The sequence below is a fragment of the Glutamicibacter sp. BW78 genome, assembly GCF_002332245.1.
Classification (GTDB): Bacteria; Actinomycetota; Actinomycetes; order Actinomycetales; family Micrococcaceae; genus Arthrobacter_H; species Arthrobacter_H rhombi_A.
This window is the reverse complement of the sequence record NZ_NRGU01000039.1, coordinates 202,734-229,093: the sequence shown is the minus strand read 5'-3', so window position 1 is coordinate 229,093 and position 26,360 is coordinate 202,734. Positions and strand designations below refer to the sequence as shown.

The 26,360-nt window shown below is 66.4% G+C and carries 25 protein-coding genes; 18 read left to right on the top strand and 7 right to left on the bottom strand.

Annotated elements, in window-relative coordinates:
• The first annotated feature begins 76 nt into the window (after positions 1 to 76).
• The 3 genes from CIK75_RS13910 to CIK75_RS13900 are packed head-to-tail and all read left to right on the top strand — an operon-like array spanning position 77 to position 3,023.
• Positions 77 to 1,057 carry an iron chelate uptake ABC transporter family permease subunit gene (locus CIK75_RS13910; protein ID WP_241895467.1) on the top strand — a complete coding sequence of 327 codons (981 nt, stop codon included), beginning with the start codon at positions 77 to 79 and terminating at the stop codon, positions 1,055 to 1,057.
• Positions 1,054 to 2,199 carry an iron chelate uptake ABC transporter family permease subunit gene (locus CIK75_RS13905; RefSeq protein WP_241895466.1) on the top strand — a complete coding sequence of 382 codons (1,146 nt, stop codon included), beginning with the start codon at positions 1,054 to 1,056 and terminating at the stop codon, positions 2,197 to 2,199. The genes CIK75_RS13910 and CIK75_RS13905 overlap by 4 nt, the downstream gene beginning before the upstream one ends.
• Positions 2,196 to 3,023, top strand: a complete 828-nt coding sequence (locus tag CIK75_RS13900) for an ABC transporter ATP-binding protein (protein WP_096224492.1) — start codon at positions 2,196 to 2,198, stop codon at positions 3,021 to 3,023. The genes CIK75_RS13905 and CIK75_RS13900 overlap by 4 nt, the downstream gene beginning before the upstream one ends.
• A 3-nt stretch (positions 3,024 to 3,026) precedes the next feature.
• Here the strand turns inward: CIK75_RS13900 and purB are convergent, their stop codons facing one another.
• Positions 3,027 to 4,436, bottom strand: coding sequence for an adenylosuccinate lyase (gene purB, locus CIK75_RS13895; RefSeq protein WP_096224556.1), 1,410 nt, complete (start codon positions 4,434 to 4,436; stop codon positions 3,027 to 3,029).
• A 197-nt stretch (positions 4,437 to 4,633) separates the two neighbouring features.
• Between purB and CIK75_RS13890 the strand changes: the two genes are divergently transcribed.
• A complete protein-coding gene (locus tag CIK75_RS13890; RefSeq protein ID WP_143413353.1) occupies positions 4,634 to 4,852 on the top strand; it encodes a hypothetical protein in 219 nt (72 codons plus the stop codon).
• Complete coding sequence (locus CIK75_RS13885) at positions 4,849 to 6,312, top strand: hypothetical protein (protein WP_096224490.1); 1,464 nt, start codon at positions 4,849 to 4,851, stop codon at positions 6,310 to 6,312. The genes CIK75_RS13890 and CIK75_RS13885 overlap by 4 nt, the downstream gene beginning before the upstream one ends.
• 15 nt (positions 6,313 to 6,327) lie before the next feature.
• On the opposite strand, the gene CIK75_RS13880 is transcribed toward CIK75_RS13885, so the two are convergent.
• Positions 6,328 to 6,738, bottom strand: a complete 411-nt coding sequence (locus tag CIK75_RS13880; protein ID WP_086996605.1) for a phage holin family protein — start codon at positions 6,736 to 6,738, stop codon at positions 6,328 to 6,330.
• Positions 6,739 to 6,852: 114 nt separating this feature from the next.
• Here CIK75_RS13880 and CIK75_RS13875 point away from each other — a divergent pair, with 114 nt between their 5' ends.
• From CIK75_RS13875 to CIK75_RS13850, 6 genes are all read left to right on the top strand, one after another.
• A complete protein-coding gene (locus CIK75_RS13875) occupies positions 6,853 to 7,974 on the top strand; it encodes a histidinol-phosphate transaminase (protein WP_096224489.1) in 1,122 nt (373 codons plus the stop codon).
• A gap of 122 nt (positions 7,975 to 8,096) precedes the next feature.
• On the top strand, positions 8,097 to 9,260 hold the full coding sequence (gene pdhA, locus CIK75_RS13870) for a pyruvate dehydrogenase (acetyl-transferring) E1 component subunit alpha (protein WP_241895465.1): 1,164 nt from the start codon (positions 8,097 to 8,099) through the stop codon (positions 9,258 to 9,260).
• On the top strand, positions 9,257 to 10,231 hold the full coding sequence (locus CIK75_RS13865; RefSeq protein WP_096224488.1) for a transketolase C-terminal domain-containing protein: 975 nt from the start codon (positions 9,257 to 9,259) through the stop codon (positions 10,229 to 10,231). Before pdhA ends, CIK75_RS13865 begins: the two co-directional genes overlap by 4 nt.
• Before the next feature lie 41 nt (positions 10,232 to 10,272).
• A complete protein-coding gene (locus CIK75_RS13860) occupies positions 10,273 to 11,619 on the top strand; it encodes a dihydrolipoamide acetyltransferase family protein (RefSeq protein WP_096224487.1) in 1,347 nt (448 codons plus the stop codon).
• Positions 11,620 to 11,676: 57 nt separating this feature from the next.
• Positions 11,677 to 12,282 (top strand): isopentenyl-diphosphate Delta-isomerase, encoded by a 606-nt coding sequence (idi, locus tag CIK75_RS13855; protein ID WP_241895464.1) that lies wholly within the window; start codon positions 11,677 to 11,679, stop codon positions 12,280 to 12,282.
• On the top strand, positions 12,275 to 12,997 hold the full coding sequence (locus tag CIK75_RS13850) for an NUDIX domain-containing protein (protein ID WP_158225975.1): 723 nt from the start codon (positions 12,275 to 12,277) through the stop codon (positions 12,995 to 12,997). Before idi ends, CIK75_RS13850 begins: the two co-directional genes overlap by 8 nt.
• Here CIK75_RS13850 and CIK75_RS13845 read toward each other — a convergent pair whose 3' ends face one another.
• Both CIK75_RS13845 and CIK75_RS13840 read right to left on the bottom strand, forming a co-directional pair.
• The gene (locus CIK75_RS13845; protein WP_241895463.1) at positions 12,998 to 14,293 is read right to left on the bottom strand and encodes a PLP-dependent aminotransferase family protein; all 1,296 of its coding nucleotides are present in this window, start codon (positions 14,291 to 14,293) and stop codon (positions 12,998 to 13,000) included.
• A gap of 58 nt (positions 14,294 to 14,351) precedes the next feature.
• The gene (locus CIK75_RS13840) at positions 14,352 to 14,774 is read right to left on the bottom strand and encodes a helix-turn-helix domain-containing protein (protein ID WP_096224484.1); all 423 of its coding nucleotides are present in this window, start codon (positions 14,772 to 14,774) and stop codon (positions 14,352 to 14,354) included.
• Positions 14,775 to 14,845: 71 nt separating this feature from the next.
• Here CIK75_RS13840 and CIK75_RS13835 point away from each other — a divergent pair, with 71 nt between their 5' ends.
• Both CIK75_RS13835 and CIK75_RS13830 read left to right on the top strand, forming a co-directional pair.
• Positions 14,846 to 15,691: a carbon-nitrogen hydrolase family protein gene (locus CIK75_RS13835; protein ID WP_096224553.1), complete on the top strand. Its 846-nt coding sequence runs from the start codon at positions 14,846 to 14,848 to the stop codon at positions 15,689 to 15,691.
• 230 nt (positions 15,692 to 15,921) lie between these two features.
• Positions 15,922 to 17,109: an NADP-dependent malic enzyme gene (locus CIK75_RS13830; protein WP_086996585.1), complete on the top strand. Its 1,188-nt coding sequence runs from the start codon at positions 15,922 to 15,924 to the stop codon at positions 17,107 to 17,109.
• A 19-nt stretch (positions 17,110 to 17,128) separates the two neighbouring features.
• Here CIK75_RS13830 and CIK75_RS13825 read toward each other — a convergent pair whose 3' ends face one another.
• Positions 17,129 to 17,425, bottom strand: a complete 297-nt coding sequence (locus CIK75_RS13825) for a DUF503 domain-containing protein (RefSeq protein ID WP_096224483.1) — start codon at positions 17,423 to 17,425, stop codon at positions 17,129 to 17,131.
• 312 nt (positions 17,426 to 17,737) lie between these two features.
• Here CIK75_RS13825 and CIK75_RS13820 point away from each other — a divergent pair, with 312 nt between their 5' ends.
• The 3 genes from CIK75_RS13820 (at position 17,738) to CIK75_RS13810 (ending at position 22,239) form a co-directional block, all read left to right on the top strand.
• Positions 17,738 to 19,255, top strand: a complete 1,518-nt coding sequence (locus CIK75_RS13820) for an aldehyde dehydrogenase family protein (RefSeq protein WP_086996578.1) — start codon at positions 17,738 to 17,740, stop codon at positions 19,253 to 19,255.
• Between the two features lie 34 nt (positions 19,256 to 19,289).
• Positions 19,290 to 20,882, top strand: coding sequence for a GMC oxidoreductase (locus CIK75_RS13815; RefSeq protein ID WP_086996575.1), 1,593 nt, complete (start codon positions 19,290 to 19,292; stop codon positions 20,880 to 20,882).
• A 64-nt stretch (positions 20,883 to 20,946) separates the two neighbouring features.
• Positions 20,947 to 22,239, top strand: coding sequence for a DUF4232 domain-containing protein (locus tag CIK75_RS13810; protein ID WP_086996572.1), 1,293 nt, complete (start codon positions 20,947 to 20,949; stop codon positions 22,237 to 22,239).
• Here CIK75_RS13810 and CIK75_RS16360 read toward each other — a convergent pair.
• Entirely contained in the window at positions 22,236 to 22,679 is a 444-nt protein-coding gene (locus tag CIK75_RS16360; protein WP_086996569.1) for a lipopolysaccharide assembly protein LapA domain-containing protein, read from the bottom strand. The genes CIK75_RS13810 and CIK75_RS16360 overlap by 4 nt on opposite strands.
• A gap of 179 nt (positions 22,680 to 22,858) precedes the next feature.
• Between CIK75_RS16360 and CIK75_RS13800 the strand changes: the two genes are divergently transcribed.
• Both CIK75_RS13800 and CIK75_RS13795 read left to right on the top strand, forming a co-directional pair.
• Positions 22,859 to 23,902, top strand: coding sequence for a Gfo/Idh/MocA family oxidoreductase (locus CIK75_RS13800; RefSeq protein ID WP_086996567.1), 1,044 nt, complete (start codon positions 22,859 to 22,861; stop codon positions 23,900 to 23,902).
• A complete protein-coding gene (locus CIK75_RS13795; protein WP_096224482.1) occupies positions 23,899 to 25,158 on the top strand; it encodes an FAD-dependent oxidoreductase in 1,260 nt (419 codons plus the stop codon). Before CIK75_RS13800 ends, CIK75_RS13795 begins: the two co-directional genes overlap by 4 nt.
• Here CIK75_RS13795 and CIK75_RS13790 read toward each other — a convergent pair.
• The gene (locus CIK75_RS13790) at positions 25,155 to 26,252 is read right to left on the bottom strand and encodes a YihY/virulence factor BrkB family protein (RefSeq protein ID WP_086996562.1); all 1,098 of its coding nucleotides are present in this window, start codon (positions 26,250 to 26,252) and stop codon (positions 25,155 to 25,157) included. The two genes, CIK75_RS13795 and CIK75_RS13790, sit on opposite strands and share 4 nt — an antisense overlap.
• Between the last annotated feature and the right edge of the window lie 108 nt (positions 26,253 to 26,360).

Genomic DNA, 26,360 nt, shown 5'->3' with positions numbered 1-26,360 from the left:
CCCAGCCATCAGCACCCTCGGCACCACCACCAGCGGCACGCGGCAGGCCCGGACGCCCCGTCCGGGCTTGCCGCGCGTGCCCCCCGTGTACCTGGGCTGCCTGCTGGTGTTGGCCGTCGTCGTTCTGGCGAGCCTGACCCTGGGCTCCAAGCCCACCACCCTGGCCCAGGTTTTCGACGCCCTCGGCGGTCACGCGGACCCTTATTTGGCCGCCGTATTCGACGCCCGCTACCAACGCACCCTGCTCGGTGTCGCCGTCGGCGCCGCCCTGGCCGTGGCCGGGACCCTGATGCAAAGCGCCACCGGCAACCCGCTAGCCGACCCCGGCCTGCTGGGCATCAATGCCGGTGCTGCGGCGGCCATGGTCACCTGCACGGCACTTTTCGGCCTGACCTTGGGATCCCCGGCGGCGGTCTGGGTGGCCCTGGCCGGGGCCGGGATGGCAGCGGTAGCCGTCTACGTCGTGGGCACCGCGGGATCCGGCAGCGCCAACCTGGTGCGACTGATTCTGGCCGGCGCCGTCGTCACCGCGGTGCTCACCGCCTACGTCCAGGGGATCGCGCTCAGTCTGCCCCAAACCTTCGACAACTACCGTTTCTGGGTCGTCGGATCCCTGCACCACGGCGCCTCTGCCCAACTCTTCTCCGTCCTGCCGTTCTTGCTGCTGGGTCTCGTCATGGCGTTCGCCGTCGCCGGAGGAATGAACGCACTGGCCCTGGGCAACGATGCCGCCACGGGGCTCGGCGTGCATACTGGGCTTATCCGTGCCGGTGGGCTCGGAGCGGCGACCCTGATGAGTGCCGCCGCCACCGCCGCCGTCGGGCCAATTGCCTTCATCGGATTGGCCGTACCGCATATCGTCCGGGCCCTGGTCGGACTGGATATGCGCCGTCAACTCATCGGATCCCTTCTGGTCGGGCCCGTCGTCCTGCTCGCCGCCGACGTCATCGGCAGGGTGTTGCTGCGCCCGCAGGAACTCATGGTGGGTGTGGTCACCGCGTTCGTGGGGGCCCCGGTCCTGCTGCTGGTGGTCAGGAAACTCGGGGACCGCTCATGAGTGATCTGACCACGCGTCCGGCACGTCCGGGGCACGACGGTGGGGCGGACCCGGCGTCTCCGATGCGCGATGCAGCCCCATCCGCGCAGGTGTCGGCATCGTCCCGGATCGTCGGCCCGGTCCTGCGCCTGGGCGCCGGCATCGCCCTGCCACTTTCACGACGGTCTCTGGCCGTCGGGTTCCTGCTGGTGGTTGCTGTGCTGGTGGGGGGATGTGCGACTCTGACGATGGGCGGGCTCGGGATCGAACCGTCCAGACTCTTCGTGGCGCTCCTCGGCGGGGCCGAGGACGGTAAGCAGGCCTTCGTGCTCGGGACATTACGCGGCCCGCGTTTGGTCGTGGCCGTCGGCGCGGGGGCGGCCCTGGGCCTCTCGGGTGCCCTGTTCCAGTCGGTGACCCGCAACCCGTTGGGCAGCCCCGACGTCATCGGTGTCAGCGCCGGAGCCGGTGCGGGTGCCGCCCTCTTTGGTCTGCTGCTGCCCGGGGCTGCCTCGATCCCCATGGGTTCGGTGCTTGGTGCTGCTGCCGCGGTCGGGCTCGTCGCCCTCGGCACCGGAACCGGGTTCGGCAATCCGCTGCGCATGATCCTGGCCGGCATCGGTGTCTCGGCGATGGCCGCAGCCTTCACCCACTATGTCGTCTACCTGGTGGCCCGTGATCAGGCGACCATGCTCTCGGCTTACCTGAACGGAAGCCTCGAAGCGCGTTCGTGGGAGCATGCAGCGATCATCGGAACCGTGCTGGCCGTCTGTGCGATCCCGCTGGCCCTCCTGAGCGTCCCGCTGGCCTTGAGTGAAATGGGGGACGACGTCGCCCAAGGTCTCGGCTCCCCGGCGGTGAGCACCCGCCGTCGTGCCGTCCTGCTCAGCGTCATCCTCGCCGGTGGGGCGGTCGCCGTCGCGGGGCCGATCGCCTTCATCGCCCTGACCGCCCCGCATATCGCCCGGCGCCTGGCCGCCAGCGGCCGACCCCAATTGCTGCTCTCCGGGCTGACCGGTGCCGTGCTCCTGGTGGCCGCCGACCTCGTCGCCCAACAAGCCCCCTGGGCGAAGGCCCTGCCGGTCGGGATCCTCACCTTGGCCATCGGCGGGGTCTACCTGGGCCTTCTGCTCGTCCACGAATTCAGAAAGGGGCAGGCATGAGCCGCCCAACCCCCGAACCCCCGACCCGTGATCCCGTCCTGCGGGCAGAGGCCCTCCGCCTGGGCTACGGGAACCGCACCATCGTGGAGAACCTCGACCTGGACATCCACGCAGGGGACTTCAAGGTCATCGTGGGCCCGAACGGTTGCGGCAAGTCCACGCTGCTCAAGGCCTTCGCCCGGGTCAACCGGCCCGCCGCCGGAAGGATCACCCTGGACGGGGAACCGGTGGCGCGCCTGCGCGGGCGGACCATGGCCCGCCGGGTGTCGTTGCTGCCGCAGGGGGCGATGGCCCCGGAGGGGATCACCGTCGGGGAGCTCGTGGCCCGCGGCCGGCACCCCCATCACACGCTGCTGCGCCAATGGTCCCCTGCCGACGACGTGGCCATCGCCGGGGCCTTGGAACGCACCCGGCTCCTCGGGTCTGAAAAAACGCCCGTGGCCTCCCTTTCCGGCGGTCAACGCCAGCGTGCATGGTTGGCCATGGTGCTGGCCCAGGACACGGACATCATCCTGCTCGACGAGCCGACGACGTTTTTGGACATCGCCCACCAATACGATTTGCTGGAGCTGTTTGCCGAGCTCAATCGGGAGGGCCGGACGATCGTGGCCGTGCTGCACGACCTGAACCAAGCGGCACGTTTCGCCTCGGACCTGGTGGTGATGAAGGACGGGGCGATTCGGGCGCAGGGATCCCCACGGTCCATCCTGACCTCGGAGCTGGTACACGGGATCTTCGGCCTGCGCGCCGAGATCATGGACGACCCGCAATCGGGCACCCCACTGGTGGTCCCCCACCTCCGTGCCGGCGTGGGGGACCCCTAAGAACTACCGATCCAGGTGGTCCACCAGTTCGGCGGCAATCCCGTTATAGGTGCCCGGGGTCAGCTCCTTCAGGCGATCCGCAGCTTGTTCGCTCAAACCCAGACCCGACACGAATTCCTTCATCCGGGTCGCGTCCACCCGGTGTCCACGGGTGAGCTCCTTGAGTCGCTCGTACGGGTTTTCCATCCCGGGTACCCCGGCGATGGCCTCGGCACGCATGACCATCTGGATTGCTTCGCCCAGGACCTCCCAGTTGTGTTCCAGATCGTCCGCCAGGACCTCCTCGGCCACGTCGAGGCGTTCCAGGCCCTTGGCCACATTGGAGATGGACAGCAACGAGTGGCCGAAAGCGGTGCCGATATTGCGCTGCGAGGAAGAGTCGGTGAGGTCGCGCTGCCACCGGCTGGTCACCAGGGTCGAACCCAGGGTGTCCAGCAGGCCGTTGGAGATCTCCAAATTGGCTTCGGCGTTCTCGAAGCGGATCGGGTTGACCTTATGCGGCATCGTGGAGGAGCCGGTGGCTCCGGCCACAGGGACCTGGGCGAAGTAGCCGATGGAGATGTAGCTCCACACGTCGGTGCAGAAGTTGTGCAGAATCCGGTTGTAACGGGCGACGTCGGCGTAGAGCTCGGCCTGCCAGTCGTGGGATTCAATCTGGGTGGTCAGCGGGTTCCAGTCCAAGTCGAGGCCCTCGACGAACGTGCGGGAGATGTCCTGCCAGTCGGTGTCGGGGACCGAGGCGTAGTGCGCGGCGTAGGTGCCGGTGGCGCCGTTGATCTTGCCCAGATATTCGGTGCGTTCGATCCGGTCCAGTTGACGGGCCAGCCGCCAGGCCGTGACAGCGAGTTCCTTGCCCAGCGTCGTCGGGGTGGCCGGCTGCCCGTGGGTGCGCGAAAGCATCGGCACGGCGCGCGTTGTCTCGGCCATGGTACTGATCTGCTCCACCAGGGCCCGGGCCGCGGGGAGCCAGACCTTCGTGACGGCATCCTTCACCCCGACCGCGTAGGAGAGGTTGTTGATGTCCTCGCTGGTGCAACCGAAGTGGACCAGCGGGGTCAGTTCCTCGATGCCGATCCCCGGCAGGCGGCGGTTGATGTAGTACTCCACGGCCTTGACGTCGTGGACGGTGATGGCCTCGATCTCGGCGAGTTCGGAGACCGAGTCGATGTTGAAATCGGTGACAATCCGCCGCAAGGCAGCGATGTGATCGGAGCTCAGCGGTGACGTGCCCGGAAGTGCGGACCGCGAGGTGAGGTGGATCAGCCATTCGACCTCGACGTGGACCCGGTTTCGGTTCAGGGCCGCCTCGGAAAGGTGGTCGACCAAGGGGGCCACTGCCGGACGGTACCGGCCGTCGAGGGCACCGAGGGCCAGCGGTTCGGATGCAAGGGATGTGCGCGCGGATTCAGCCATGGTGCCCATTGTTTCATGAGCTGCGCCTCAGCGAGCACTGCAGGCTCCCCCGGTGCGGGGTGGGTGCCCGATATCCACAACGACGACGGCGGGGCCTGTGTTCCGCTGAGGGTTCTCCTAGCGTTGGGGGTATCCGCAATGGAGCGGAGGTCCCATCGGGGCCCGAAGGCGGAGGGGGACTGGTGAACCGTGAGGTGATGGAAGCCAGGACACGTCTTGCCCTGGGGGAGGCTTCCGAAGCCAGGGGCCAACTGTTGGCCGCCCTGAACGTGGACTGGAGGTCTCCGGCGGGGATGGCGTATCGCCGCAGGCTTGAGGCGTGCCTGGGTCACCTCGACGCACTACCGCGCGAACTCGAAAGGGCCCTGGTCGCCTTCGAGAGCGAACGGATGTCGGCCCTGGAGGACGCCTTATGAGTCATGTCAGCTCGGGAGGGTCACCGAGCGTCGACTTCCAGCTCGATGAATTCGAACGTGCCGCAGCATTGCTGGCCCGCGCGGGTGAACGGTTGATCGCTGTCAGGATGCTGATCACCACCGCGCTGGCAGACGCCGGTCCGTCGATCACCGCAACGGGGCGGGTGGTCCCCTCCGCGGCCGGGGGGCATCTGCGTTCCGGGAACCAGCTGGCGATCGAGGTGGGGGACACCTTGGCAGAGTGCCGATCCGGTCTCGAAGCCAGCCGGGCGAGCTATGAGCAAGCCGAGCGTCGGGCTGTCCTGCAGGCCTATCAGCGACGGTCCGCCCTACTGCCGGCCACTGTGCAGAACCGGTTCGTCTCCAATCATGGTCATCCCGATGCCCAGGCCACCGAGGACCTGATCAATGTGGCCCCCGGCTACGGACTCTCCTGGTTATTGCTGGGCGGTTACCCCTCCTCGAATCCCGCGGTGGCGGCCGCGTCCTCGATGGCCGCCCGCCTGCTGGGGGACCGGAATCATGGGGGTCCCTTTGGCAGCAGTGTGGCGGACCGGGCGGCCACCGGGCTCTCCGGCCTCGCCGCCGTGCGATCGATCTTCAACGTGCGGGCGATTCATGTCGGAGCCGTCTCAACGGCGGAACCGGAGACCTTCGGCGGTACTTTGCCAGACCTGATGGAACTCCAACGGCGGGCGGAAGCCCAGGTATCGGGTGAGGGGGCGGTCCTGGTCACCACGACGCAGACGGTACGCGGGCCCGTTCATGTCCTGACGATCCCGGGAACCCAGCCGGCGCGGGAGGGAAGGTTTTGGGCCTCGAGGAACCCCTTTGACGAATCAGGCATCGTCGAGGGGGCCGGGATGGGCAGTAGCTATGTGGCCCAAGCGGCGACCGAGGCGCTGGAATCGGCAGGGGCGCACCCGGGGGAACGGCTGGTCATCACCGGATACAGCCAAGGAGGAATCCATGCGGCGAACCTGGCCGTCGATGAGAACCTTGCCGCCCGGTACGACGTCGAATACGTCGTCACCACTGGCTCTCCCGTCGGCAGCACGGCCCTGCCTGACGCCACCCGCGGCCTGCATCTGGAGCATGTCGATGACATGGTGCCTGGCCTGGATGGCAGGCCGAACCCCGAGACCAGCAACCAGGTCACCGTGCACTTCGACGGCTATGCCCCGGATACCGACCTGGAGGCCGGCGGGTTCGGGGCAGCCCACCAATTAGGCAACTACACGCAGCTTTCCGGCGAACTGGCCACCAGCGATGACCCGGGCGTCGTGGAAGCCCGTACTACTTTAGGGGCAGTGTTCGCCGGCGCCGGCACGGCCACCGTGACCACCGTCAAACTCCGGCGCGAGCCGTCCACCGGGCCACGCAAGGCTCGGATCAAACCGGTGCGACGCTCGCCTCGGCGCCCCGGGCATCGGGCATTGGACAGCACCCCGCCGCATTAGGTGCGGCGTGGGTCCCTAGCGTTCGTGGCGGTCCGGGACGACCCAACCAATCAACGCCGAGACGATGCTGATGATGATCGCCCCCAGAACCGCATCCCAGAAGAACGAGTCCACGTGCAGGCCGATGGGGGTGTAGCTGCTCAACCAAGACGTGAGCAGCAGCATGGCCGCGTTGATGACGATCGCGAACAATCCCAAGGTCAAACAGGTGATGGGTATCGAGAGGAAGCTGATGATCGGTCGGACCACCGCGTTGACGATCCCGAAGATCAACCCGATGAACAGGTAAGCCACTACGGTGCCCAAACTGTCATTTCCCGTGGCCTGGGCGGCGGCCGAGGAGCCGACGGAGATCCCCGGAAGCAACCAGGCGGCGGCAGCGAGGGCCAAGGCATTGACGATGACTCTGACGATGAAGCGCAGCATCCTGCCATCCTTCCACACCCCCGCACGCAGGGCCCGTGTTGTGGACTCGATGGATCGGCGAGCCATGCCGGGTGCAGGCGACGGGGAACGCCATGGCGACGCTAGGGTAGAGACATGAGCAATAAGAACCCCGCCACCCCCGTCAAGGTGCAACCGCGTCCGGTGCTGGACCTGCTTCCGAAGTATGCCGCGGGCAAGCCTCCGACCGCGGTTGCCGGTCTGACCTCCTACAAAATGTCCTCCAACGAGAACCCGCTGCCTCCCGTGCCGGCAGTCATGGACGCCATCCGCGAGGGGGTGGACTACAACAGGTACCCTGACCCGCTGGCAACGAAGCTGCGTGAGTCCCTCGCCGGATACCTCGACGTTCCCGCCGAGGACATCGTCACCGGCGCCGGCAGCCTCGGTGCCTTGACCCAGATCCTGCAGACCTTTGCCGGCCAGAATGACGATGACGTCGCCGACGAGGTCATTTATGCCTGGCGGTCCTTCGAGGCCTACCCGATCGTCGTGCAGACCACCGGTGCGGATGCCGTGGAGATCCCGAACCTGCCTGACGGGCGGCATGACCTCGACGCCATGGCGGCCGCCGTGAACGCGCAGACCTCCGTCGTGTTGCTGTGCACCCCCAACAACCCGACAGGACCCGCCCTGACGACCGCCGAGGTGGAGAAGTTCATCAACTCGGTCCCGGCGAACGTGCTGATCGTCATCGACGAGGCCTATAACGAGTTTGTTCGTCTCGAGGATGCCGTCGACGGCATCGAGATGTACCGGAAGTACCCGAACGTCGTGGTCCTGAGAACCTTCTCGAAGGCCCACTCGCTGGCCAACCTGCGCGTCGGTTACTCCATCTCGCATCCGTCCATCACGCAGTACCTGCGGGTCATTGCCACCCCGTTCGCCGTGTCCAGCCTGGCCGAAAAGGCTGCTGTCGCCTCGATCGAGAACATCGACCAAGTTGTCGAAAGGGTACAACGCCTCGTCGACGAACGAACCCGCGTGGTGGAGGGGCTGCGGGCCATCGGCTGGGAGGTCCCGGATGCTCAGGGCAACTTCATCTGGCTCAATTTCGGTGCCGATACCCCCGACTTTGCCCGGATCGCCGATGAACAGGCGCTATCCGTTCGTGCGTTCGGTAACGAGGGTCTCAGGGTCAGCATCGGCGAGGAGGAAGCCAATACGCGGTTCCTCGAGGTTTGTAGCAACTATCCAAAACGACCCGCCGTTTCCTAGCCGGTAGCCAGTTCCGGTCCCGGGGCCGCAGCCCAGTAGGCTGGAGGGGTATTTCCGTTATATGCCTCCTGCGGAATCCATGCCGCAGGGGGCATATTTCTAAGTGAAGGGTACCCACGCGCATGACCTCAACCGCCCAGGCGGCCGCGGCAACGGATATGGTCCAGTTGCTGACGCCGGATGGAGAACTCGTCACCGATAGCGAGTATTCGCCCTATCTGACGAAGGTGGATGCGGATCAACTCCGTGACTTCTACCGCGATATGGTGCTCACCCGTCGATTCGACGAAGAAGCCACCGCCTTGCAGCGGCAGGGTCAGCTGGCTCTCTGGGTGCCACTGCGCGGCCAGGAAGCGGCGCAGATCGGTTCCGGCAGGGCCACCGAGGCGCGCGACTACATCTTTCCGACGTACCGGGAACACGGTGTGGCGCTGACGCGGGATGTCGATTTCCCGCAAATGCTGCGCGTCTTCCGGGGCATCTCCAACGGTGGATGGGATCCACGGGAGAACAACTTCCACATGTACACCATGGTTTTGGCAGCGCAGATGCCGCATGCCGTGGGATATGCGATGGGTATCCAGCGTGACCAGACCGACTGGGACGAGGAACGGCTGGCCCAAGAGGGGACCGCCGTCGTCGCCTACTTCGGTGACGGCTCCTCTTCCGAGGGAGATACCCACGAATCGATGGTCTTCGCCGCGAGCAACCAGTCCCCGGTCGTGTTCTTCTGCCAGAACAACCAGTGGGCCATCTCGGTGCCCTTCGAGGTCCAGTCCAGGGTGCCGTTGGCCGACCGTGCCGCCGGTTATGGGTTCCCGGGCATTCGCGTCGACGGCAACGATATTCTGGCCGTCTATGCCGTCACCCGGTGGGCGCTCGAGCACGCCCGTGGTGGCGCCGGACCCGTACTGATCGAAGCGCAGACTTATCGGCGCAGCGCCCACACCACGGCGGATGACCCGACGAAATACAGGACGACCGAGGAAGAAGAGTCCTGGGACCGGAAGGACCCGCTCACGCGACTGGAGAAGTACCTGCGCGCCGCCGAACTCGTCGACGATGACTTCTTCACCCAACTGTCCGCCGACGGAGATGAGATGGCTGCCCGGGTCCGGCGTGAGGCCATGGCCTTCCCGGATCCGACGCTGGCGCAGTCCTTCGCCAACGTTTATGCGGAGGCGCACCCGCTGATCCGCGAGGAACTGGAATTCCATCGTCGCTACGAGGCAGGGTTCAGCGATGCTGAACCGAGCGAAACCCCTGAGATGGGAGGTGACCGGTGACCAGGATGACCATGGCCAAGGCCCTTTCCTCCGGTCTGCGACGCGTCCTTCAGGAGCATCCGAAATCACTACTGATCGGTGAAGACATTGGTCGACTCGGCGGCGTATACCGGGTCACCGAAGGCCTCATGGCTGACTTCGGGACCGACCGCGTGGTCGACTCGCCGCTGGCCGAATCCGGCATCATCGGTACCTCGATCGGCATGAGCCTGCGTGGCTATCAGCCGATCGCCGAGATCCAATTCGACGGCTTCGTCTTCCCTGGCTTCAACCAGATCACCACCCAGCTGGCGAAGATGCGGGCCAGGTCGGAAGGCCGCTTCGGAGCCCCCGTGGTGGTGCGCATCCCCTACGGTGGTGGCATCGGCTCCATCGAACACCATTCGGAATCGCCCGAAGCCCTCTTTGCTCATACGGCGGGCCTGCGCATCATCACCCCGTCGAACCCCAATGACGCCTACTGGATGATCCAACAGGCGGCCGCCTGCCAGGACCCGGTGATCTTCTTCGAACCCAAGCGCCGTTACTGGCTCAAGGGCGACGTCGACACGGAGAACCCGGCCCAGGATGCCTTCAGCGCCCAGGTGATCCGTGAGGGCTCCGACGCCACGATCGTCACCTACGGACCCCTGGTTCCGGTGGCCCTGGCCGCGGCCGAAGCCGCAACGGAAGACGGGCGCAGCATCGAGGTCATCGACCTGCGCTCGATCAGCCCGATCGACTTCGACACCATCACCGATTCCGTCCGCAAGACCGGCCGACTGATCGTCACCCATGAGGCCCCGACCTTCGGCGGCATCGGCGGCGAGATCGCCGCCCGCGTCTCCGAGCGGGCCTTCCTCTCCCTTGAGGCGCCGGTGATCAGGGTGGGAGGCTTCCACATGCCCTACCCTGTGGCCAAGGTCGAGGACCAATACCTACCGGATATCGACAAGCTGCTCGATGCCGTGGATCGTTCGTTCGAGTACTAGATGCCCGGCACACCGAACAGCATGCGCCCAAGGAGCAACCCATGAGTACCTTCAACCTGCCGGATGTCGGCGAAGGACTGACCGAGGCCGATATCGCCTCCTGGAAGGTCAAAGCCGGTGACACCGTGGCGGTCAACCAGATCTTCGTCGAGATCGAAACCGCCAAATCCTTGGTCGAACTGCCCAGCCCCTATGCCGGGGTGGTGACGGAGCTGCACGCTGCAGAAGGTCAGGTCGTCGAGGTCGGCCAACCGTTGTTCTCCGTCGACGAAGCCGGGCAGCCGAGGAGTGCGCCGGCAACGCCCGTACCGGAGGCGACCCCGGCGCCCACAACCGCTGCCGCACCACCGGTGGAGGACCCGGCCGAAGAGCCCGCAGACCAACAGGCCCCCGGCCCGCTGGTGGGATCGGGCCCGAAGGCGGATCCGGTTCGGCGGCGCCCCCGCAGCCGCCCGGGCACCTCCGCGACACAGTCTGCAACCGAGGTACCGGAGGCCCCGGCCACGGCAACACCGGCCAAGCCGAAGGAAACACAGGTTCAGGATCGGGTGCTCGCCAAGCCGCCGGTGCGGAAGATCGCCAAGGATATGGGCATCGACCTCTCCGAGGTCCGCGGCACCGGAGGGCAGGGGCAGATCACCCGCGAGGACCTGACCTCCTACCGTCCACCCAGTGGAGCCGCCTCGGAGCGGGTGACCCGCGAATCGGTGCGAGGGGTCCGCAAGGCCACCGCCAAGGCCATGGTGGAATCCGCGTCCACCGCCCCGCATGCGAGTATCTTCGTCGACGTCGACGCCACCCGGACGATGGAGTTCACCCAGCGACTGAAGAAGTCCCGTGACTTCGAAGGCATCAAGGTCTCTCCGCTGCTGGTCCTGGCCAAGGCGGTGATCTGGGCAGCGGAACGGAACCCCGGGGTCAACGCCAGCTGGGTGGACACCGAGCAGGGCGCCGAAATCCATGTCAAGCACTTCATGAACCTCGGTATTGCCGCCGCGACCCCGCGGGGACTGATGGTTCCGAACCTCAAGGACGCGCAGGATCTGAGCCTGAAGGAATTGGCGCTGGCCCTGAACGACCTGACCTCCACCGCGCGGGAGGGCAAGACCCGTCCCGAGGACATGCGCGGCGGAACGCTGACGGTCACCAACATCGGGGTCCTCGGCGTCGATACCGGAACTCCGATCATCAATCCCGGCGAAGTCGCCATCATCGCCTTCGGCACCATCCGGCAGAAGCCGTGGGTGGTCGATGGGGAAGTCGTCCCCCGCTGGATCACCACCTTGGGTGGCAGCTTCGACCATCGGGTCGTCGATGGGGCCCTGTCCGCAAGCTTCCTGGCCGATGTCGCCGCGATCATGGAAGAACCGGCACTACTGCTCGACTAGCCGCACCCCGCTCGGGATGTCGGAACGTGTCCCAGGACAATTGGAGAGGAACCCAACGTGAGCACTCGGACGCAGACACCAGGCGCCATCGAAAGCGTGGTGCTGCTAGATGCCGACCACCAGGAGGTCGGCAGCGCCGATAAGGCTGAGGTGCATACGAGGACGACGCCGCTGCATCTGGCGTTCTCCTGCCATGTCTTTGACGCCGAAGGGCGCGTCCTGGTCACGCGCCGGTCCCTGGCGAAGAAGGCCTGGCCGGGAGTGTGGACGAACTCGGTTTGCGGGCACCCGGGACCGGGCGAACCCCGGCAGGATGCCGTCCACCGTCGTGCCGAGTTCGAACTCGGGATGGAGCTGGACGTGGTTCAGATGGTCATTCCTGACTTTGCCTACCGTGCCGTGGACGCCTCGGGAGTGGTCGAAAACGAGTTCTGCCCGGTGTATTTCGCCCGGGCGGCCTCCAACCCCGATCCCCGTCCCAGCGAAGTTTCCGAACACCATTGGGTGGCCCCACAGGATCTGGTGGCCGCGGTCCGCGCCACCCCCTGGGCCTTCAGCCCCTGGCTGGTCTTCCAGATGCAGGAACTGGAGTCCCGCGGCATCTCCTATCAGGCCCCGACCCGGAACACACCTGATGGTGGAAGGGAAGCAGATCATGCCTGAATCCCCTGAGGAGCCCGCCCTGCACGGCGATGCGGCGACCGTCGTCCTGTTGCGCGATGCGCCCCGCGGGCTGGAGGTCCTCCTGCTGGAACGGCCCTCCCATCGTGGCTCCTTTGCCGGGGCCTGGGTTTTTCCCGGAGGTCACGTCGACCCGGAGGATCGGGATGAAGTCCCGCAGGATTCCGTGGAGCCGCTCCTCGGTGCCGCCCGGCAGGCTGGTGTACGTGAAACGTGGGAGGAGACCGGGGTGGTCATCAACGAACAAGACCTGGCCCCACTGTCCGTCTGGGCACCGCCGCCCAGCGTTCCGAAACGACTGCTCACCTGGTTCTTCCTCGCGACGGTGGAGCTAGCTGCTTCACAGCGGCTTCGGCTCAGTCCCGACGAGCATGTCGATCACGCGTGGCTGACTCCCGCCGAGGCACTCGAGCGGCACGCCCGCGGGGCCATGGAACTGGTCCCGCCCACGTGGATGACCCTGAGCTGGCTGACCGATCACCGCACCGCGGCAGAGGCGATGGCCGCAGCTCGGGCCGCCGAGCCGGCAGTATTCAAAAGTGTGGGTGCCCGCAACGACGAGGGTAGCCCCATTGTGGCCTGGGCCGGCGACGAGGCCTACGACCTGGACGGAGAGACGGGCCCTCAGGGCGCCCGGAACCGCATCACCCTCGATATCCGGCCGTGGTTCCACGAGCAGGTCGACGTCCGGCAGTGATCAGGCGGCGTCGATGGCGCGCTTCAACACCACTGCCAGACGCTTGATGCCCTCGTGGATCTTCTCCGGGTCGATGGCGCTAAAGGCCAGGCGCAGCCGGTTGTTCGGCTCGTCCCCGGGGGTGAAGGCCGCCCCGGGAATGAAGACGACACCATCATCGATGGCCTCGGCCAGCAACGGGTAGGTGTCGATCCCCTCCGGGAGGGTGACCCAGATGAAGAAGCCTCCGGTCGGCGTCGTCCAGTGCACCCCGGCCGGCATGAGCTCCTCGAGGGCAGAGAGCATTGCGGTGCAGCGCTCGGCATACAGGCCACGGTAGGCGGAAATCTGGGCGCGCCAGTCATGTCCGTCGAGGTAGCTGGTGATCAGCATCTGGTTCAGGGTTGGTGGGCACAGGACCACTGCCTCGCTAGCCAGGTAGAACCTGCGGGTCAGGTGTTCGGGCAGCAGGGCCCAGCCGATACGCAGGCCGGGGGCCAAAATCTTGGAGAACGAACCCATGTAGATCACGTCTTCGGGGTTGTTCGCGCGCAACGTCGGGTAGGGCTCGCCGTCGAACTTCAACAGCCCGTAGGGGTTGTCCTCGAGGACCAGGATATTGGCCTCACGGCAGATGTCGACGACTTCCTGACGGCGTTCGGCGGCCAGCGAGATCCCCGAGGGGTTGTTGAAGTTCGGGATCGTGTACAGGAACTTGATCCGCTTGCCGGTGGCCGTGACCGCGGCGATTCGTTCACGGAGGGCGTCCGGGACCAGGCCGTTCTCATCCATGGCAACAGATTCCACCTGAATCTGGTGGGCCTCGAAGGTATTCAATGCCCCGACGTAGGTGGGATCCTCGCACAGGACGACGTCTCCGGGGTCGCAAAAGACTTTGCAGGCCACGTCCTGGGCTGACTGTGAGCCGGTGGTGACCACGATGTTCTCGGGGTCGGCGTCGGTGATGCCTTCTTCCGCCATCACGTCACAGATATGCCGGCGCAGCTCGATCGTTCCCTTGCCGCCACCGTATTGCAGGGCGGTCAACCCCTCCTGAGCGATCAGATGATGGGCCATCTGGCCGATCTTCTCCAAGGGAAGCGAGGAGAGATAGGGGTTTCCTCCGGCCAGCGAGACCAAGCCGGGGCGCAGTGAGATGTCGAAGACGTCCCGAACGGCGGATTGCTTGATATTGGCGGCACGTTCGGAGAACAGGCTTTCGTGGCGGGACGAGGCCTCCGCACGCTCCAGGGCAAGCTCGGATTCGGTGGGCAACGTTTCGCTGTCCGGGGCGGTGGGGTTCTCTGCTGTGTTCACCCTCACATCGTAGCAACATGGGTTCACCATGAGGCAACAGTTGTTACCAGCAGGATGTTTACTGAGAAGCTTCGCCGCCACGAGGTTCTGACGACGGGGCTTCCGTCTGCCGGGAGGATACCCATGCGGCGACATCGGCGGGTTTGATCCTGCGGTGACTGCCCCGGTACTCCACCGGGATGGTTCCCGCGTCGGTGAGGTTGCGCATATAGGTGTTGGACACCCCAGCCAAGCGGGCGGCCTGCGAGGTGTTCAGCCACCGCTCGGCGGTGCTGAGCACAATGGCTTCCCCCGCGGCCAGCCGGCCCAGCAGATCCAGGACGGCGTCAGCGGCCGTCGATGGCAGGCGCAGTGCCGTGCCGTTGACGAAAACCGTCGCGTCGGCGGACTCTCCCAGCGCCCGAGCCAAACGGGAAGCGTCGGACGCCGATAAGGCCTCATGCTGGGTGGTTTTGGTCAAGGCAGTGGTCTCCTGTGGCATAGGACCATCATGCCTTGCCGATTCACGCCTTGGGTGGATCGGCCCCGTATGGCAACCTCGAAGACATGCCGTTGAAAATCGCCTTGGCCCAAATCAACTCCATCGCCGATCTCGAGGCCAACTTCGAGGTCGTCCGTGATCAGGCGACCCGTGCCCGGGACGCCGGGGCCGCCGTCGTGGTCTTTCCCGAAGCCACCATGTGCGCCTTCGGCAACCCGCTAGCCGAAGTGGCCCAACCGTTGGACGGGGACTGGGCCCAGCGGATCCGCTCGCTTTCGGCCGAACTGGGGATCGTCACGGTCCACGGGATGTTCACCCCCGGCGAGAATGGCCGCGTGCGCAATACGCTGCTGGCCACCGGGCCCGGGGTGGAGACCAGCTACGACAAGATCCATCTCTATGACGCCTACGGTTTCGCCGAATCCGATGCGGTGACCGCCGGTGACTCGATCGCGACCTTCGAGGTCGAAGGCGTCAGGTTCGGTCTTTCCACCTGCTATGACGTGCGTTTTCCCGACCTTTTTCGGGCTAACACCGCGGCCGGGGCAGTGGTCAACATCGTGTGCGCCTCGTGGGGCGACGGCCCCGGCAAGGCCGAACAGTGGGACATCCTGGTTCGTGCCCGCGCCGTGGACACGACGACGTTCGTGATCGCCTGCGATCAGGCGGACCCCGCAGCCAGTGGACGACCGGCCACGGGCAGCACCCCCTTGGGCGTAGGACACAGCAGTGTCATCTCTCCGTTGGGAGCCACCTTGGCCTCCGGGCCAACCGGCCCTCGCCTGACGGTCGTCGAGGTGGAAGCCGGCGACGTCGAAGAAGCCCGGAGCAAACTACCAGTGCTGGCCAATGCGCGTCAGATCGACGCCCAGGGTCGAGCGACAGCGCCCGGTTCCGCGCCGGTTCAGGGGCGGTAGCGCGACCGGAATGCTGGGGATGGGTCAGGTGATGCCCTACTCTGGTGAACAACGGTCTAAAGAAAGTACTGACCACTGCGCCAGCGCCGCGAGCCACCACCCCTGGCTGGCCTCCGCAGAGCAGGGCAGGCTGCCCTTCGCGTGACGAACCGGTCGCCGGAAACGTGCAGTCCGCGGAATCCGCGCCAGGCCCGCTTCCCGATCGGCAGACTTTCTCCAGGAGCATCCTCATGTCCACCACGACCACCCCTGAAACCACCCCCGGCCCCGCGACGCCCGTGCGAACCGAAGAGGTTTTCGCCGCCCATGAAGGCGGGAAACTTTCCGTCGAGTCCACGATGGCCTTGGATTCCACGCGGGCCCTTTCCATCGCCTATACCCCCGGTGTCGCCCAGGTCTCCCGGGCGATCGCCGAGGACCCCGCCAAGCATGCCGCCTACACCTGGGCTTCACGCCTGGTGGCCGTGGTCTCCGACGGCACCTCGGTGTTGGGCCTCGGGAACATCGGCGCCGCGGCGTCCCTGCCCGTGATGGAAGGCAAATGCGCACTCTTCAAGGAATTCGGTGGGTTGAATTCCATTCCCTTGGTGCTGGAAACCACCGACGTCGACGAGATCATTGAGACTCTCGTCCGGCTTCGTCCCAGCTTCGGGGCGGTCAACCTTGAAGACGTCTCGGCACCGCGCTGCTTCGAATTGGAAGAGCGTCTCATCGAGGCCTTGGACTGCCCGGTGATGCACGATGACCAGCATGGAACGGCCGTCGTGGTTCTGGCTGCGCTGACCAATGCCGTCCGGGTGGTCGATAAGGAGCTGTCCGGGCTGCGGGTGGTCGTTTCCGGCGCCGGGGCCGCCGGTATCGCGATCACCGAGATCCTTCTCACCGTCGGTGTCGGGGACGTGGTGCTGGTGGATTCGCAGGGCGTGATCCACCGCGACCGCGACGACCTGAACCCGATCAAGGCCAAATATGCGGCCAGGACCAACAGGGACTCCATCATGGGCGGGATCCGCGAAGCCCTCGACGGGGCTGACGCCTTCATCGGTGTTTCCTCCTCGCAGGTCCCCGAAGAGGACCTGGCGAACATGAACGAGCGCGCCATCATCTTCGCGCTGTCCAATCCGGATCCCGAGGTCATGCCCGAGGTCGCCGCCCGTTATGCGGAGGTCGTCGCGACCGGGCGCAGCGACTTCCCGAACCAGATCAACAACGTGTTGGCCTTCCCGGGGATCTTCCGCGGCGCCCTGGATGCTTCGGCGCGCCGGATCACCGCGCAGATGAAGATCGCCGCGGCCCGAGCCATCGCCGACCTGGTCGCCGGGGATCTGGCCGCTGAGCACATTGTCCCCTCGCCGCTGGACCCGCGGGTGGCTCCTGCTGTCGCCGCTGCCGTGCAGGACGTCGCCTCCGGAACATAGAACCGTGGCGTAGCCGGCTCTACTCGTCCTCGGAGGAGTGGAGCCGGCGTCTAGCGCTGAGAAGCTCGATTTCGGGCCTGTCGGCGACCAAACGTTCGACCGCGTCGAGCACCTCGATCACGTGGGCCGCCTCCGCTGCCACGACGCCGGCACTCAACCCGGCCCGGCGGTGCAGGTCCTGATGACTCGTTTCGGCGACGGACACCTCAAAGCGCCGCCGCATCTCGGCCAGAACGGGCCGGACCAGGGCACGTTTGGCCTTCAGCGAGTGAACGTCGCCAAGCAGCACATCGAATTCAATCCAACCGAACCACATGCCCCCATCCTCCGTCACGCCAACGCACGAGCCAAGAGGCTGCGGGGCCGGCGATCACCGGGTTCTGGTGTGCGTTTGCTCACCCAGATCCCGTGCTAACATGCGCGGGCACTCCGCGCAGGCTCCCCTTCTTGTTACTGTGCTGAATATGACTTCGAGCAAACCGGTCGGATCTGCCCGGCACCCACATGCCGTGCCGCCCTCCGGTGAACGGCTCCGAGAGCCGTGCCGGAGGCCGAGCAACCGGTTCGCCTTCTTCGGCACCTCCATCGCCACCGAAGACGAAGCACCCCCCAACCCGAAGGAGCAGCCATGACCGCTACCCCGCAGACCCCCTACCCCAACCAGCACACGCTGTTCATCGGCGGGCAATGGGAGGCGGCCGCCTCCGGTGAAACCCGCGATATCATCTGCCCGGCCGATGGCACCCACGTGGCCACTGCCTCCGAGGCGGCAGCTGCCGATACCGAGCGTGCGATCGCCGCCGCCCGTGCCACCTTCGATTCCGGAGTCTGGTCCTCGGTGCCCGCCCCCGAACGCGGTGCCTTCCTGCTGAAGGTCGCCGCACGGCTGCGCGAGCGCAAGGAGGAATTCGCCCGCGCCGAAACCGGTGACACCGGCAAGCGGATCCTGGAATCGCGCATCGACATGGATGACATCACCAACTGCTTCGAGTACTTCGGCCGGCTGGCCGGTCAGGATGCCGGACGCGTCGTGGACGCCGGGGACAATACGGTCGTCTCCCGGATCGCCTACGAACCGGTGGGCGTATGCGCGATGATCACCCCGTGGAACTACCCGCTGCTGCAGGCGGCCTGGAAGATGGCCCCGGCCATCGCCGCGGGCTGCTCGTTCGTGCTCAAGCCCGCCGAGCTGACCCCCTCTACCTCCATCCTGATCATGGACGTCTTCGCCGAGCTCGGACTGCCCGACGGCGTCGCAAACCTGGTCACCGGTGCCGGAGCGACCGCGGGTGCTCCGCTGTCGACGCACCCGGACATCGACATGGTCTCCTTCACCGGCGGTCTGGTCACCGGTCGGGTGATTGCCGCAGGCGCCGCCGGGACCGTGAAGAAGGTCGCGCTGGAACTGGGCGGAAAGAACCCCAACATCGTGTTCGCCGACGCCGACTTCGACGCCGCCGTGGACAATGCCCTCAACGGTGCGTTCGTGCACTCCGGCCAGGTCTGCTCCGCCGGGGCCCGGCTGGTCGTCCACGAATCCATCGCCGAAGCCTTCGTGGATCAACTGGTTCGCCGAGCCGAGGATATCCGCATCGGCGGCCCCTATGACGACAACGCCGAAACCGGTCCGCTGATCTCCGCCGCCCACCTGGAGAAGGTCGACGCCTACGTCAAGAAGGGGGTCGCCGAGGGGGCCCGCCTGCGCACCGGCGGCCGTGCCGCCACGGAGGAGGATGGTGCCGGGCTGGGCGCCGGGCATTACTACCTGCCGACCATTTTGGACCAGGTCAGCCGGGGCATGTCGGTCGTCGCGGACGAGGCCTTCGGCCCCACGGTCACCGTCGAGACGTTCTCCACCGAGGACGAGGCAGTAGCCATCGCCAACGACACGATCTATGGTCTGGCCGGCGCCGTGTGGACCCAGGATGCCGGACGCGCCCAACGGGTGGCCGGACGCCTGCGTCACGGAACCATCTGGATCAACGACTTCCACCCCTACCTGCCGCAGGCAGAATGGGGCGGCATGGGCCAGTCGGGTGTCGGCCGTGAGCTCGGCCCGACCGGCCTGGGCGAGTACCAGGAAGCCAAGCACATCTACCAGAACACGGCTCCGCAGGTCACCGGCTGGTTCGCCGATCGCGCCTAACCCGTTCCCGATCTTGAGCAAGGAGAGTACTGAGATGACTGATTTCGAGACGTTGGATGGTTCGACCTACGACTACATCATCGTCGGCGGTGGATCCGCGGGCGCCGCGGTCGCCGCACGACTCAGCGAGGATTCCTCCCTCGAGGTGGCCCTGGTCGAAGCCGGGCCCGATGACCGGGGAATCGACGAGATCCTGCAGCTGGACCGCTGGATGGAACTGCTTGAGTCCGGTTACGACTGGGACTACCCGATCGAGGAGCAGGAGAACGGCAACTCGTTCATGCGCCACGCCCGCGCCAAGGTGATGGGCGGCTGCTCCAGCCACAACTCGTGCATTGCCTTCTGGGCGCCGCGCGAGGACCTGGACGAATGGGAGTCGAAGTACGGGGCCACCGGCTGGAACGCCGAGACCGCCTTCCGGCTGTACAAACAGTTGGAGACCAACGAGGACGCGGGGCCTGACGCCCCGCACCACGGAGATTCCGGGCCCGTCCACCTGATGAACGTCCCCCCGGCGGACCCCAGCGGTGTGGCAGTACTGGACGCCGCCGAGCAGGCGGGCATCCCGCGGGCGAAGTTCAACAACAACGAAACCGTCACCAACGGTGCGAACTTTTTCCAGATCAACCGCAGGGCCGATGGAACCCGCTCCTCCAGCTCGGTGTCCTATATCCACCCGATTGCCGACCGGAAGAACTTCCACCTGCTGACCGGGCTGCGCGCGAAGGTGTTGACCTTCGACGAGGAGAACAGGTGCACCGGTGTGGCCGTCGTCGACAACGGGTTCGGCAAGACCTACCAGCTCAACGCACGCGCAGAGGTCGTGGTCTCCACCGGTGCCATCGATTCGCCCAAACTGCTGATGCTCTCGGGCATCGGCCCGGCGGAGCAACTGAAGCAGAACCGGGTGGAGGTCCGCGTGGATTCCCCCGGTGTGGGCGAACACCTGCAGGACCACCCCGAGGGGGTCATCCAGTGGGAAGCGAAGAAGCCGATGGTTTCCGAGTCGACCCAGTGGTGGGAGATCGGGATCTTCACGCAGACCACCGAAGGGCTGGACCGCCCCGACCTCATGATGCATTACGGCTCGGTGCCCTTCGATATGCACACCCTGCGTCAGGGCTACCCGACCACGGAGAACGGCTTCTGCCTGACACCGAATGTCACCCACGCGAAGTCACGCGGCACCGTGCGCCTGCGCAGCGCCGACTTCCGGGATAAGCCCAAGGTCGACCCGCGCTACTTCACCGACCCAGAAGGTCACGACATGCGCGTCATGATCGCCGGCATCCGCAAGGCCCGCGAGATCGTCTCCCAGCCGGCCATGGCCGAATGGGCCGGGCGTGAGCTCTACCCGGGGACGGAGGCCCAGTCGGATGAGGAAATCGCCGACTACATCCGGCGCACCCACAACACGGTCTACCACCCGGTGGGCAGTGTCCGGATGGGGCCCGCCGACGACGAGATGTCGCCGCTGGACCCCGAACTACGGGTCAAGGGCGTGCAGGGGCTGCGCGTGGCCGACGCCTCGGTGATGCCCGAACAGGTCACCGTAAACCCGAATATCACCACCATGATGATCGGCGAACGCTGCGCCGAACTGATCAGGCAGGCCCGCAAGGGCTGACCAGTCACCGGCCGGCCGGCGGAACGAGGACGCGGCGGGGGATCGTGCCCGGTACACTCCGGGAATGACCCCGCAGCGCCCCGTTTCCGTCCGCCCGGCAGTTGCCCTGTGGGCCGCGGTGACCGCCGCGGGCGTCTGGCTGGTGGCCACGCTGATCAATCAGTGGATCGCCGCGCCCGGCACCGGGCCGGTCATCACCGCCCTGAAGCCACTGATTCCCGCCACGGGGCCATCCGGGCTGGCCGGGATTCCGGCACCCTGGCCCTTCCTCGTTCCACTGGCCGCCGCGCTGGCCCTGGGTTCGCTTCTGTTGGCGTTGCTGCCTGCGGTGCTGCGACAGGTTCCCCGCCCGAAACCGCTGGCTCTCTTCCTGGCCGGCTGGGCGTGCGTGGTCGCTGCCGCAGCCCTGCTGGGCGCGCTGCTGGCCCTGGGCGCCATCGTTGCCGGATGGCCCCCGGCACGGTGGTCGTTCATCTTCTCAGGAGTCCAGCCACAGGTCGGGGCAGGAGCCTATTGGGGGCTGGTGTGGGGCTGGATTCCCGCGGCGGTCGCGGTCCTGGTGAGCCGACACTCCACCGAAGCTGCCACCGCACCGTCGGGGAGGAAGTCTCCTGCATGGCGGGGTACGCGCGCCATCGTGGATATTCTGCCGGCACTGGGCTTCGCCGTCGTGCTGGTGGCGGCGATCTCGCTGGCCGCTGCGGCACCCCGGGCCACGACCCCGGCTGTCTCCGAACCGCCCCCCGCACCGAAGCACTTCGGGCACCCCGACGTCTCGGCGGCCGTCGAGGAGGGGGCTCCCGGTTCCGCGCATCCCGAGGGCGGACACTGGTGTTCAGGGGATGCGGTGCACAGCGAATTCGGCATCGGGGACGCCGCGACCGGACACCGTTCCCAATTGCTGCGGGTCACCAACACCTCGGGGCAGGCATGTCGGCTGGGGAACTACCCCGATATCGTCTTCGACAACGCCGAGGGCGATGCGATGAACGTCTTGTTCTACCGGGGCGGATCCTTCATGACCGAGGATGCCGGCCTGGCGGCAGTGATCCTGGAACCGGGCTCCAGTGCAACGGCGGAACTGGGATGGAACGCCATGGCCACCGCGGGGGTTCCCACCCCGGGCACCGCGCTGGTGGCCCCGTATGCCGGCGCCGCGCGGGCCCGACTTCCGTTGCGCTCGGGCCGGGAGGGGCATTCCGCGGCCTCCGCGCCGGATACCATCCGCCACCCCGGTGAGCGCGACCCGGAGGTTCCCGACCGCGAGCGGGCCGACCCGTCACCGGTGCTGGACATCACCGATGGGTCGGCCGTGGCGATCACGGCCTGGGCCCGCGAAGTGGCAGCCGGGTCCTAGCCCTTCTTTGGGGCCTTCTTGGGTGCCTTCGGCTGGGCCTTGCGGGCGTGGCTGCGCAATTGGACGATGCGGGCCGCTCCGGCAATGGCGACGATGATGCCGCCGCCGACCGCTCCAACGAACAGTGCCAGTCCGAGTTGGACCGTCCCCTCCCACCCGAAGTAGCGCAGCTGCACCGTATTGGTGTTCTGCGCGATGAAGATGATCAGCAGCACCAGGAACACCAACGCCAGCACCGTCGCCGTCCACATGACCCCGCTACGGGTGACCCGGAGCGGGTCCTCGGCACGTGCGGCGGAGGTGCCGCCGGTGGGCTGATTGGCCGGTGTGCCGCCGGTGGGGGTGACCCCTGCGGGCGTCGGCCCTGCTGGCTGATCGCCGACCGGTGTCCCGGTGGCCGGCTTCCGGGGGTCCTTCGCTGGCTTCGGGTCCTTCGCCATGAGCACTACCTTTCGTCGACGTGGGCCGTGCCGTCCGTGCCCGGCGGTTCCGGGTCCCGGACCGCCGGGTGGCGAGCCAGAGGGCAGGTGCCCGTGGCTCTTCGCCATTAGTTTACTTCCAGAAGCCGCCGGCGTCCTGATTGGTAGGGTTTGGCTAGACCCGTCCCGAAGGAGCCACCATGAACCCGCGCCCGAAATTGCGTACCGCCGTGCTGGGATATGGGCTGTCCGGCCGCGTCTTCCACGCCCCGCTGATTGCCGCCGACCCCGATTACTCGCTGGACGCGATCGTCACTAGTCACCCGGTGCGCAGTGCCGACGCTGCTACGGCCCACCCAGAGACCTTGATCATCCCCGACGCGCAGACCCTCTTCGCCCGGGCCGCAGATTTTGATGTGGTCGTCATCGGAACCCCGCCGGCCACCCATGCACCCCTGGCACTGGAAGCGATCGGGCACGGCCTGCATGTGGTGATCGATAAACCCTTTGCCATCTCTGCTGCCGAAGGACGTGAAGTCATTGCGGCGGCCGACGCCGCCGGCGTGAAGCTCTCAGTTTTCCAGAACCGCCGGTGGGACGCTGACTTTTTGACTGTTGCCCGGGTGGTCCGTGAGGGGTCCCTCGGTGAGGTCCACACCTTCGAGTCACGGTTCGAACGCTGGAAACCCGCAGGACTGCGTGATTGGAAAGACAGCGCAGGAATTTCAGGTGGCGGGGGAGTCCTGTTCGATCTGGGCAGCCACGTCATCGACCAGGCAGTGGCCTTATTCGGACCTGCGGCGAAGGTGCATGGGCTGACCCGGAGGATCAGTGCTGGAGGATCCGACGCGGACGAAGATGCCTCCATCGTCATCCGGCACCAGTCAGGCGTGGATTCGCATTTATCGGTCGGGCTGCACTTCGCGGTCCCGGCTCCGCGCTTCCGGGTCCTGGGATCCCGTGCCGGATTCGAAATCTGGGGTACCGACGGGCAGGAGGCAGCGCTGGACGCCGGAATGAAACCCGACGACGCAGGGTATGGGCGGGTCCCAGAAAACCAGTGGGGTCGGCTCGGTGTTCCGGGGTCCATGGAACCGGTGCCCTCGGCGGTGGGCGCCTATCCGGAGTTCTATCGTCTCTTCGCCACGGCGGTCCACGGCAACACTTTGCTGCCGGTGGATCCGGAGGACGCCGTGGCCACCTTGCAGATCATCGAAGACATCCACGGGAGCAACCGGGCATGAACACCGAATCCAGCACCGCATCCAACCGAGGCAACCCATCTTCGGGCCCGGAGGCCTCCGTCCTGATCATCGGTGCCGGGCTGGCGGGATTCTCCACGGCGCGTCAGCTGCGCAGCCTGGGCCATACCGGACGGGTCAGAATCGTGGACCCCGAAGGACTGCCCTATGACCGGCCGCCCTTGAGCAAGGACTACCTGCTCGGGCGCACCGACCAGACGGGACTGCTGCTGGCCGACGCTGCCTGGTGTGAAGAGCACGAGATCGAAATCCTCACCGGAGCCGTGGCCAGCCTGCACCCGGCGACTGGCGAAGTGGTTCTGGTCGACGGCACGGTTTTGGATGCCGACGTGCTGGTCCTGGCCACCGGGGGGACGGCACGGAAACTTTCGATCCCCGGCGGGGACCTGGGCACCGTGCTGGAGTTGCGCAACCGGGACGACGCGGACCGGCTGCGCCACGCGTTACTGCCCGGCATACGGCTGGCGATTATCGGGGCGGGCCTCATCGGGGCAGAAACTGCCTCTGCGGCCCGTGAACTGGGCGCCGTCGTCGTCCTCATCGACCCCATGGACCCGCCCCTGGTCCCGGCCGTCGGTCCCGAACTGGCCCGCCGGTTGCACGATATGCATGCCGAGAAGGGAGTCACCGTGGTGACGGGAATTCCCGAATCCATCACCCGGAACGAGGGGCAACACATCATTGCGCTCGCGAACGGTGAAGAGATCATCGCCGACGCCGTCTTGGTGGGGGTCGGGATCACCCCCAATACGGCGCTCGCCGAGGCCTCGGGGCTGGAGGTCGACGGCGGGATCATCGTGGACAGCCAGCAACGCACCAGCCACCGGCGCGTCTACGCCGTGGGGGACTGCGCCCGGACCCGCACCGTTGAAGGCGTCCTCAAACGGCGGGCGGAGCACTGGGAAAACGCGATGAACTCGGGCCACCAGGCGGCATCGGCCATCGCCGGAGTCGAAGCTCCGACGCAACGGGCCGACTGGTTCTGGTCCGACCGCCACGGGGTCCATGTCGAAGGGGTGGGCTCGATGACCGAACCGGGGACCACCGTGATCCGCGAGGCGGACGGGGTTCCGGTCATGGCCTTCCGGGTGGACGGCGAGGGTTATCTGCTCGGGTGTGCCACGGTGGACGGGGGGTTGGCGGTGAAGGCCGCCCGTCGGATCATCGACCGGCGGATCCGCGTGGATCCCGCGCACTTGGCAGACCCCACCGTCAACCTCAAGAAGCTCGCCCGCTAGCTGTCTTCCGGTTCGCGGGCCGCCTGGTGCCGCAGCGAGCTGCCGGCCTGGACGTCACGTTCCTCGACCAAGGCCTGCTTATCGCTGGCCTTGGTATCGCGTGGGGGCAACTGCACCGAGCGCTCTGCCTTGATGCCACCCTGCAACTGGCGGGCCCGTTCCATCTCCGAGTCGAAGACTGCCCCCAGGAGCAGCGAAAGGTTCGCGATCCAGATCCACAGCAGCAGGACGATGACGCCACCAATGGCCCCGTAGGTTGCGTTGTAGTTCCCGAAGTTGGACACGTAGAAGAAGAAACCGACGGTGGCCAGCGCCAAGACCACCAGCGCGATCACCGAACCCACGCTGAGCCAGCGGAACTTGGGCTGCTTCACGTTAGGGGTGCCGTAGTAGAGGATGGCGATCACGAGGATGACCAGGAGCACGGCGAGCGGCCATTTGGCGATGCCCCACACCAGCACCGCGGTGTCGCCGAGTCCGATCACATCACCGATGGTCTGGGCGATGGGGCCCGAGACGATCAGCAGGACCACCACGACGACGGCGACCAGCAGCATCACCAGGGTCACCAGCAGCAGCACCGGCTTGAGTTTGAAGAAGGAGCGGCCTTCGGTCACGTCATAGATCTGGTTCATCGCCCGCCCGAACGCCCCGGTGTAGCCCGAGGCCGACCACAAGGCACCGAGGATACCGACGATGAGAGCCAGCCCGGCCGAGGGGGTATTGGTGAGCTGCTCGATGGGCTGACGCAGCGTATCGACAACCCCCGGGCTCGCGAACTTCTCGAGGAAACCGATCAACGCCTTCGTGGTGGATTCGGCCTGGCCGACGACACCCAGCACGGAGACCATCGCCAGCAGGGCCGGGAAGATGGACAAGACCGCGTGATAGGTCAGACCCGCAGCCTGGTCCGTGCACTTATTACGGCCGAACTCGTGCAGTGACCGCTTCATCACGTATTTCCATGACGGGCCGCGCAGATCGGTCGGCGCCGAGGGTTTGCGTGCGTCGTCGGGCGAGGGCGCGTTGCGATCCTTCGCTGCGGTATCGGCGGCAGTGCCGCTCTCAGGTTCGACGCGACGATGACCTGGCATGGGAGCCTCCGCTGACTAGTGGTTGACGTGGGTTTTCGTGGGCACTGAAAGTCAAGCATGGGGGGCGGGGAGGCACAACCTCACGGGCGGGGTGTGATGACCGCCCTG

Coding starts and splice junctions, on each gene's coding strand:
- CIK75_RS13905 (WP_241895466.1), top strand. CDS start 1,054: ATGAGTGATCTGACCACGCGTCCGGCACGTCCGGGGCACGACGGTGGG.
- CIK75_RS13900 (WP_096224492.1), top strand. CDS start 2,196: ATGAGCCGCCCAACCCCCGAACCCCCGACCCGTGATCCCGTCCTGCGG.
- purB (WP_096224556.1), bottom strand. CDS start 4,436: ATGGCTGAATCCGCGCGCACATCCCTTGCATCCGAACCGCTGGCCCTC.
- CIK75_RS13890 (WP_143413353.1), top strand. CDS start 4,634: ATGGAAGCCAGGACACGTCTTGCCCTGGGGGAGGCTTCCGAAGCCAGG.
- CIK75_RS13885 (WP_096224490.1), top strand. CDS start 4,849: ATGAGTCATGTCAGCTCGGGAGGGTCACCGAGCGTCGACTTCCAGCTC.
- CIK75_RS13880 (WP_086996605.1), bottom strand. CDS start 6,738: ATGCTGCGCTTCATCGTCAGAGTCATCGTCAATGCCTTGGCCCTCGCT.
- CIK75_RS13875 (WP_096224489.1), top strand. CDS start 6,853: ATGAGCAATAAGAACCCCGCCACCCCCGTCAAGGTGCAACCGCGTCCG.
- pdhA (WP_241895465.1), top strand. CDS start 8,097: ATGACCTCAACCGCCCAGGCGGCCGCGGCAACGGATATGGTCCAGTTG.
- CIK75_RS13860 (WP_096224487.1), top strand. CDS start 10,273: ATGAGTACCTTCAACCTGCCGGATGTCGGCGAAGGACTGACCGAGGCC.
- CIK75_RS13850 (WP_158225975.1), top strand. CDS start 12,275: ATGCCTGAATCCCCTGAGGAGCCCGCCCTGCACGGCGATGCGGCGACC.
- CIK75_RS13840 (WP_096224484.1), bottom strand. CDS start 14,774: ATGCCACAGGAGACCACTGCCTTGACCAAAACCACCCAGCATGAGGCC.
- CIK75_RS13830 (WP_086996585.1), top strand. CDS start 15,922: ATGTCCACCACGACCACCCCTGAAACCACCCCCGGCCCCGCGACGCCC.
- CIK75_RS13825 (WP_096224483.1), bottom strand. CDS start 17,425: ATGTGGTTCGGTTGGATTGAATTCGATGTGCTGCTTGGCGACGTTCAC.
- CIK75_RS13820 (WP_086996578.1), top strand. CDS start 17,738: ATGACCGCTACCCCGCAGACCCCCTACCCCAACCAGCACACGCTGTTC.
- CIK75_RS13815 (WP_086996575.1), top strand. CDS start 19,290: ATGACTGATTTCGAGACGTTGGATGGTTCGACCTACGACTACATCATC.
- CIK75_RS13810 (WP_086996572.1), top strand. CDS start 20,947: ATGACCCCGCAGCGCCCCGTTTCCGTCCGCCCGGCAGTTGCCCTGTGG.
- CIK75_RS16360 (WP_086996569.1), bottom strand. CDS start 22,679: ATGGCGAAGGACCCGAAGCCAGCGAAGGACCCCCGGAAGCCGGCCACC.
- CIK75_RS13800 (WP_086996567.1), top strand. CDS start 22,859: ATGAACCCGCGCCCGAAATTGCGTACCGCCGTGCTGGGATATGGGCTG.
- CIK75_RS13795 (WP_096224482.1), top strand. CDS start 23,899: ATGAACACCGAATCCAGCACCGCATCCAACCGAGGCAACCCATCTTCG.
- CIK75_RS13790 (WP_086996562.1), bottom strand. CDS start 26,252: ATGCCAGGTCATCGTCGCGTCGAACCTGAGAGCGGCACTGCCGCCGAT.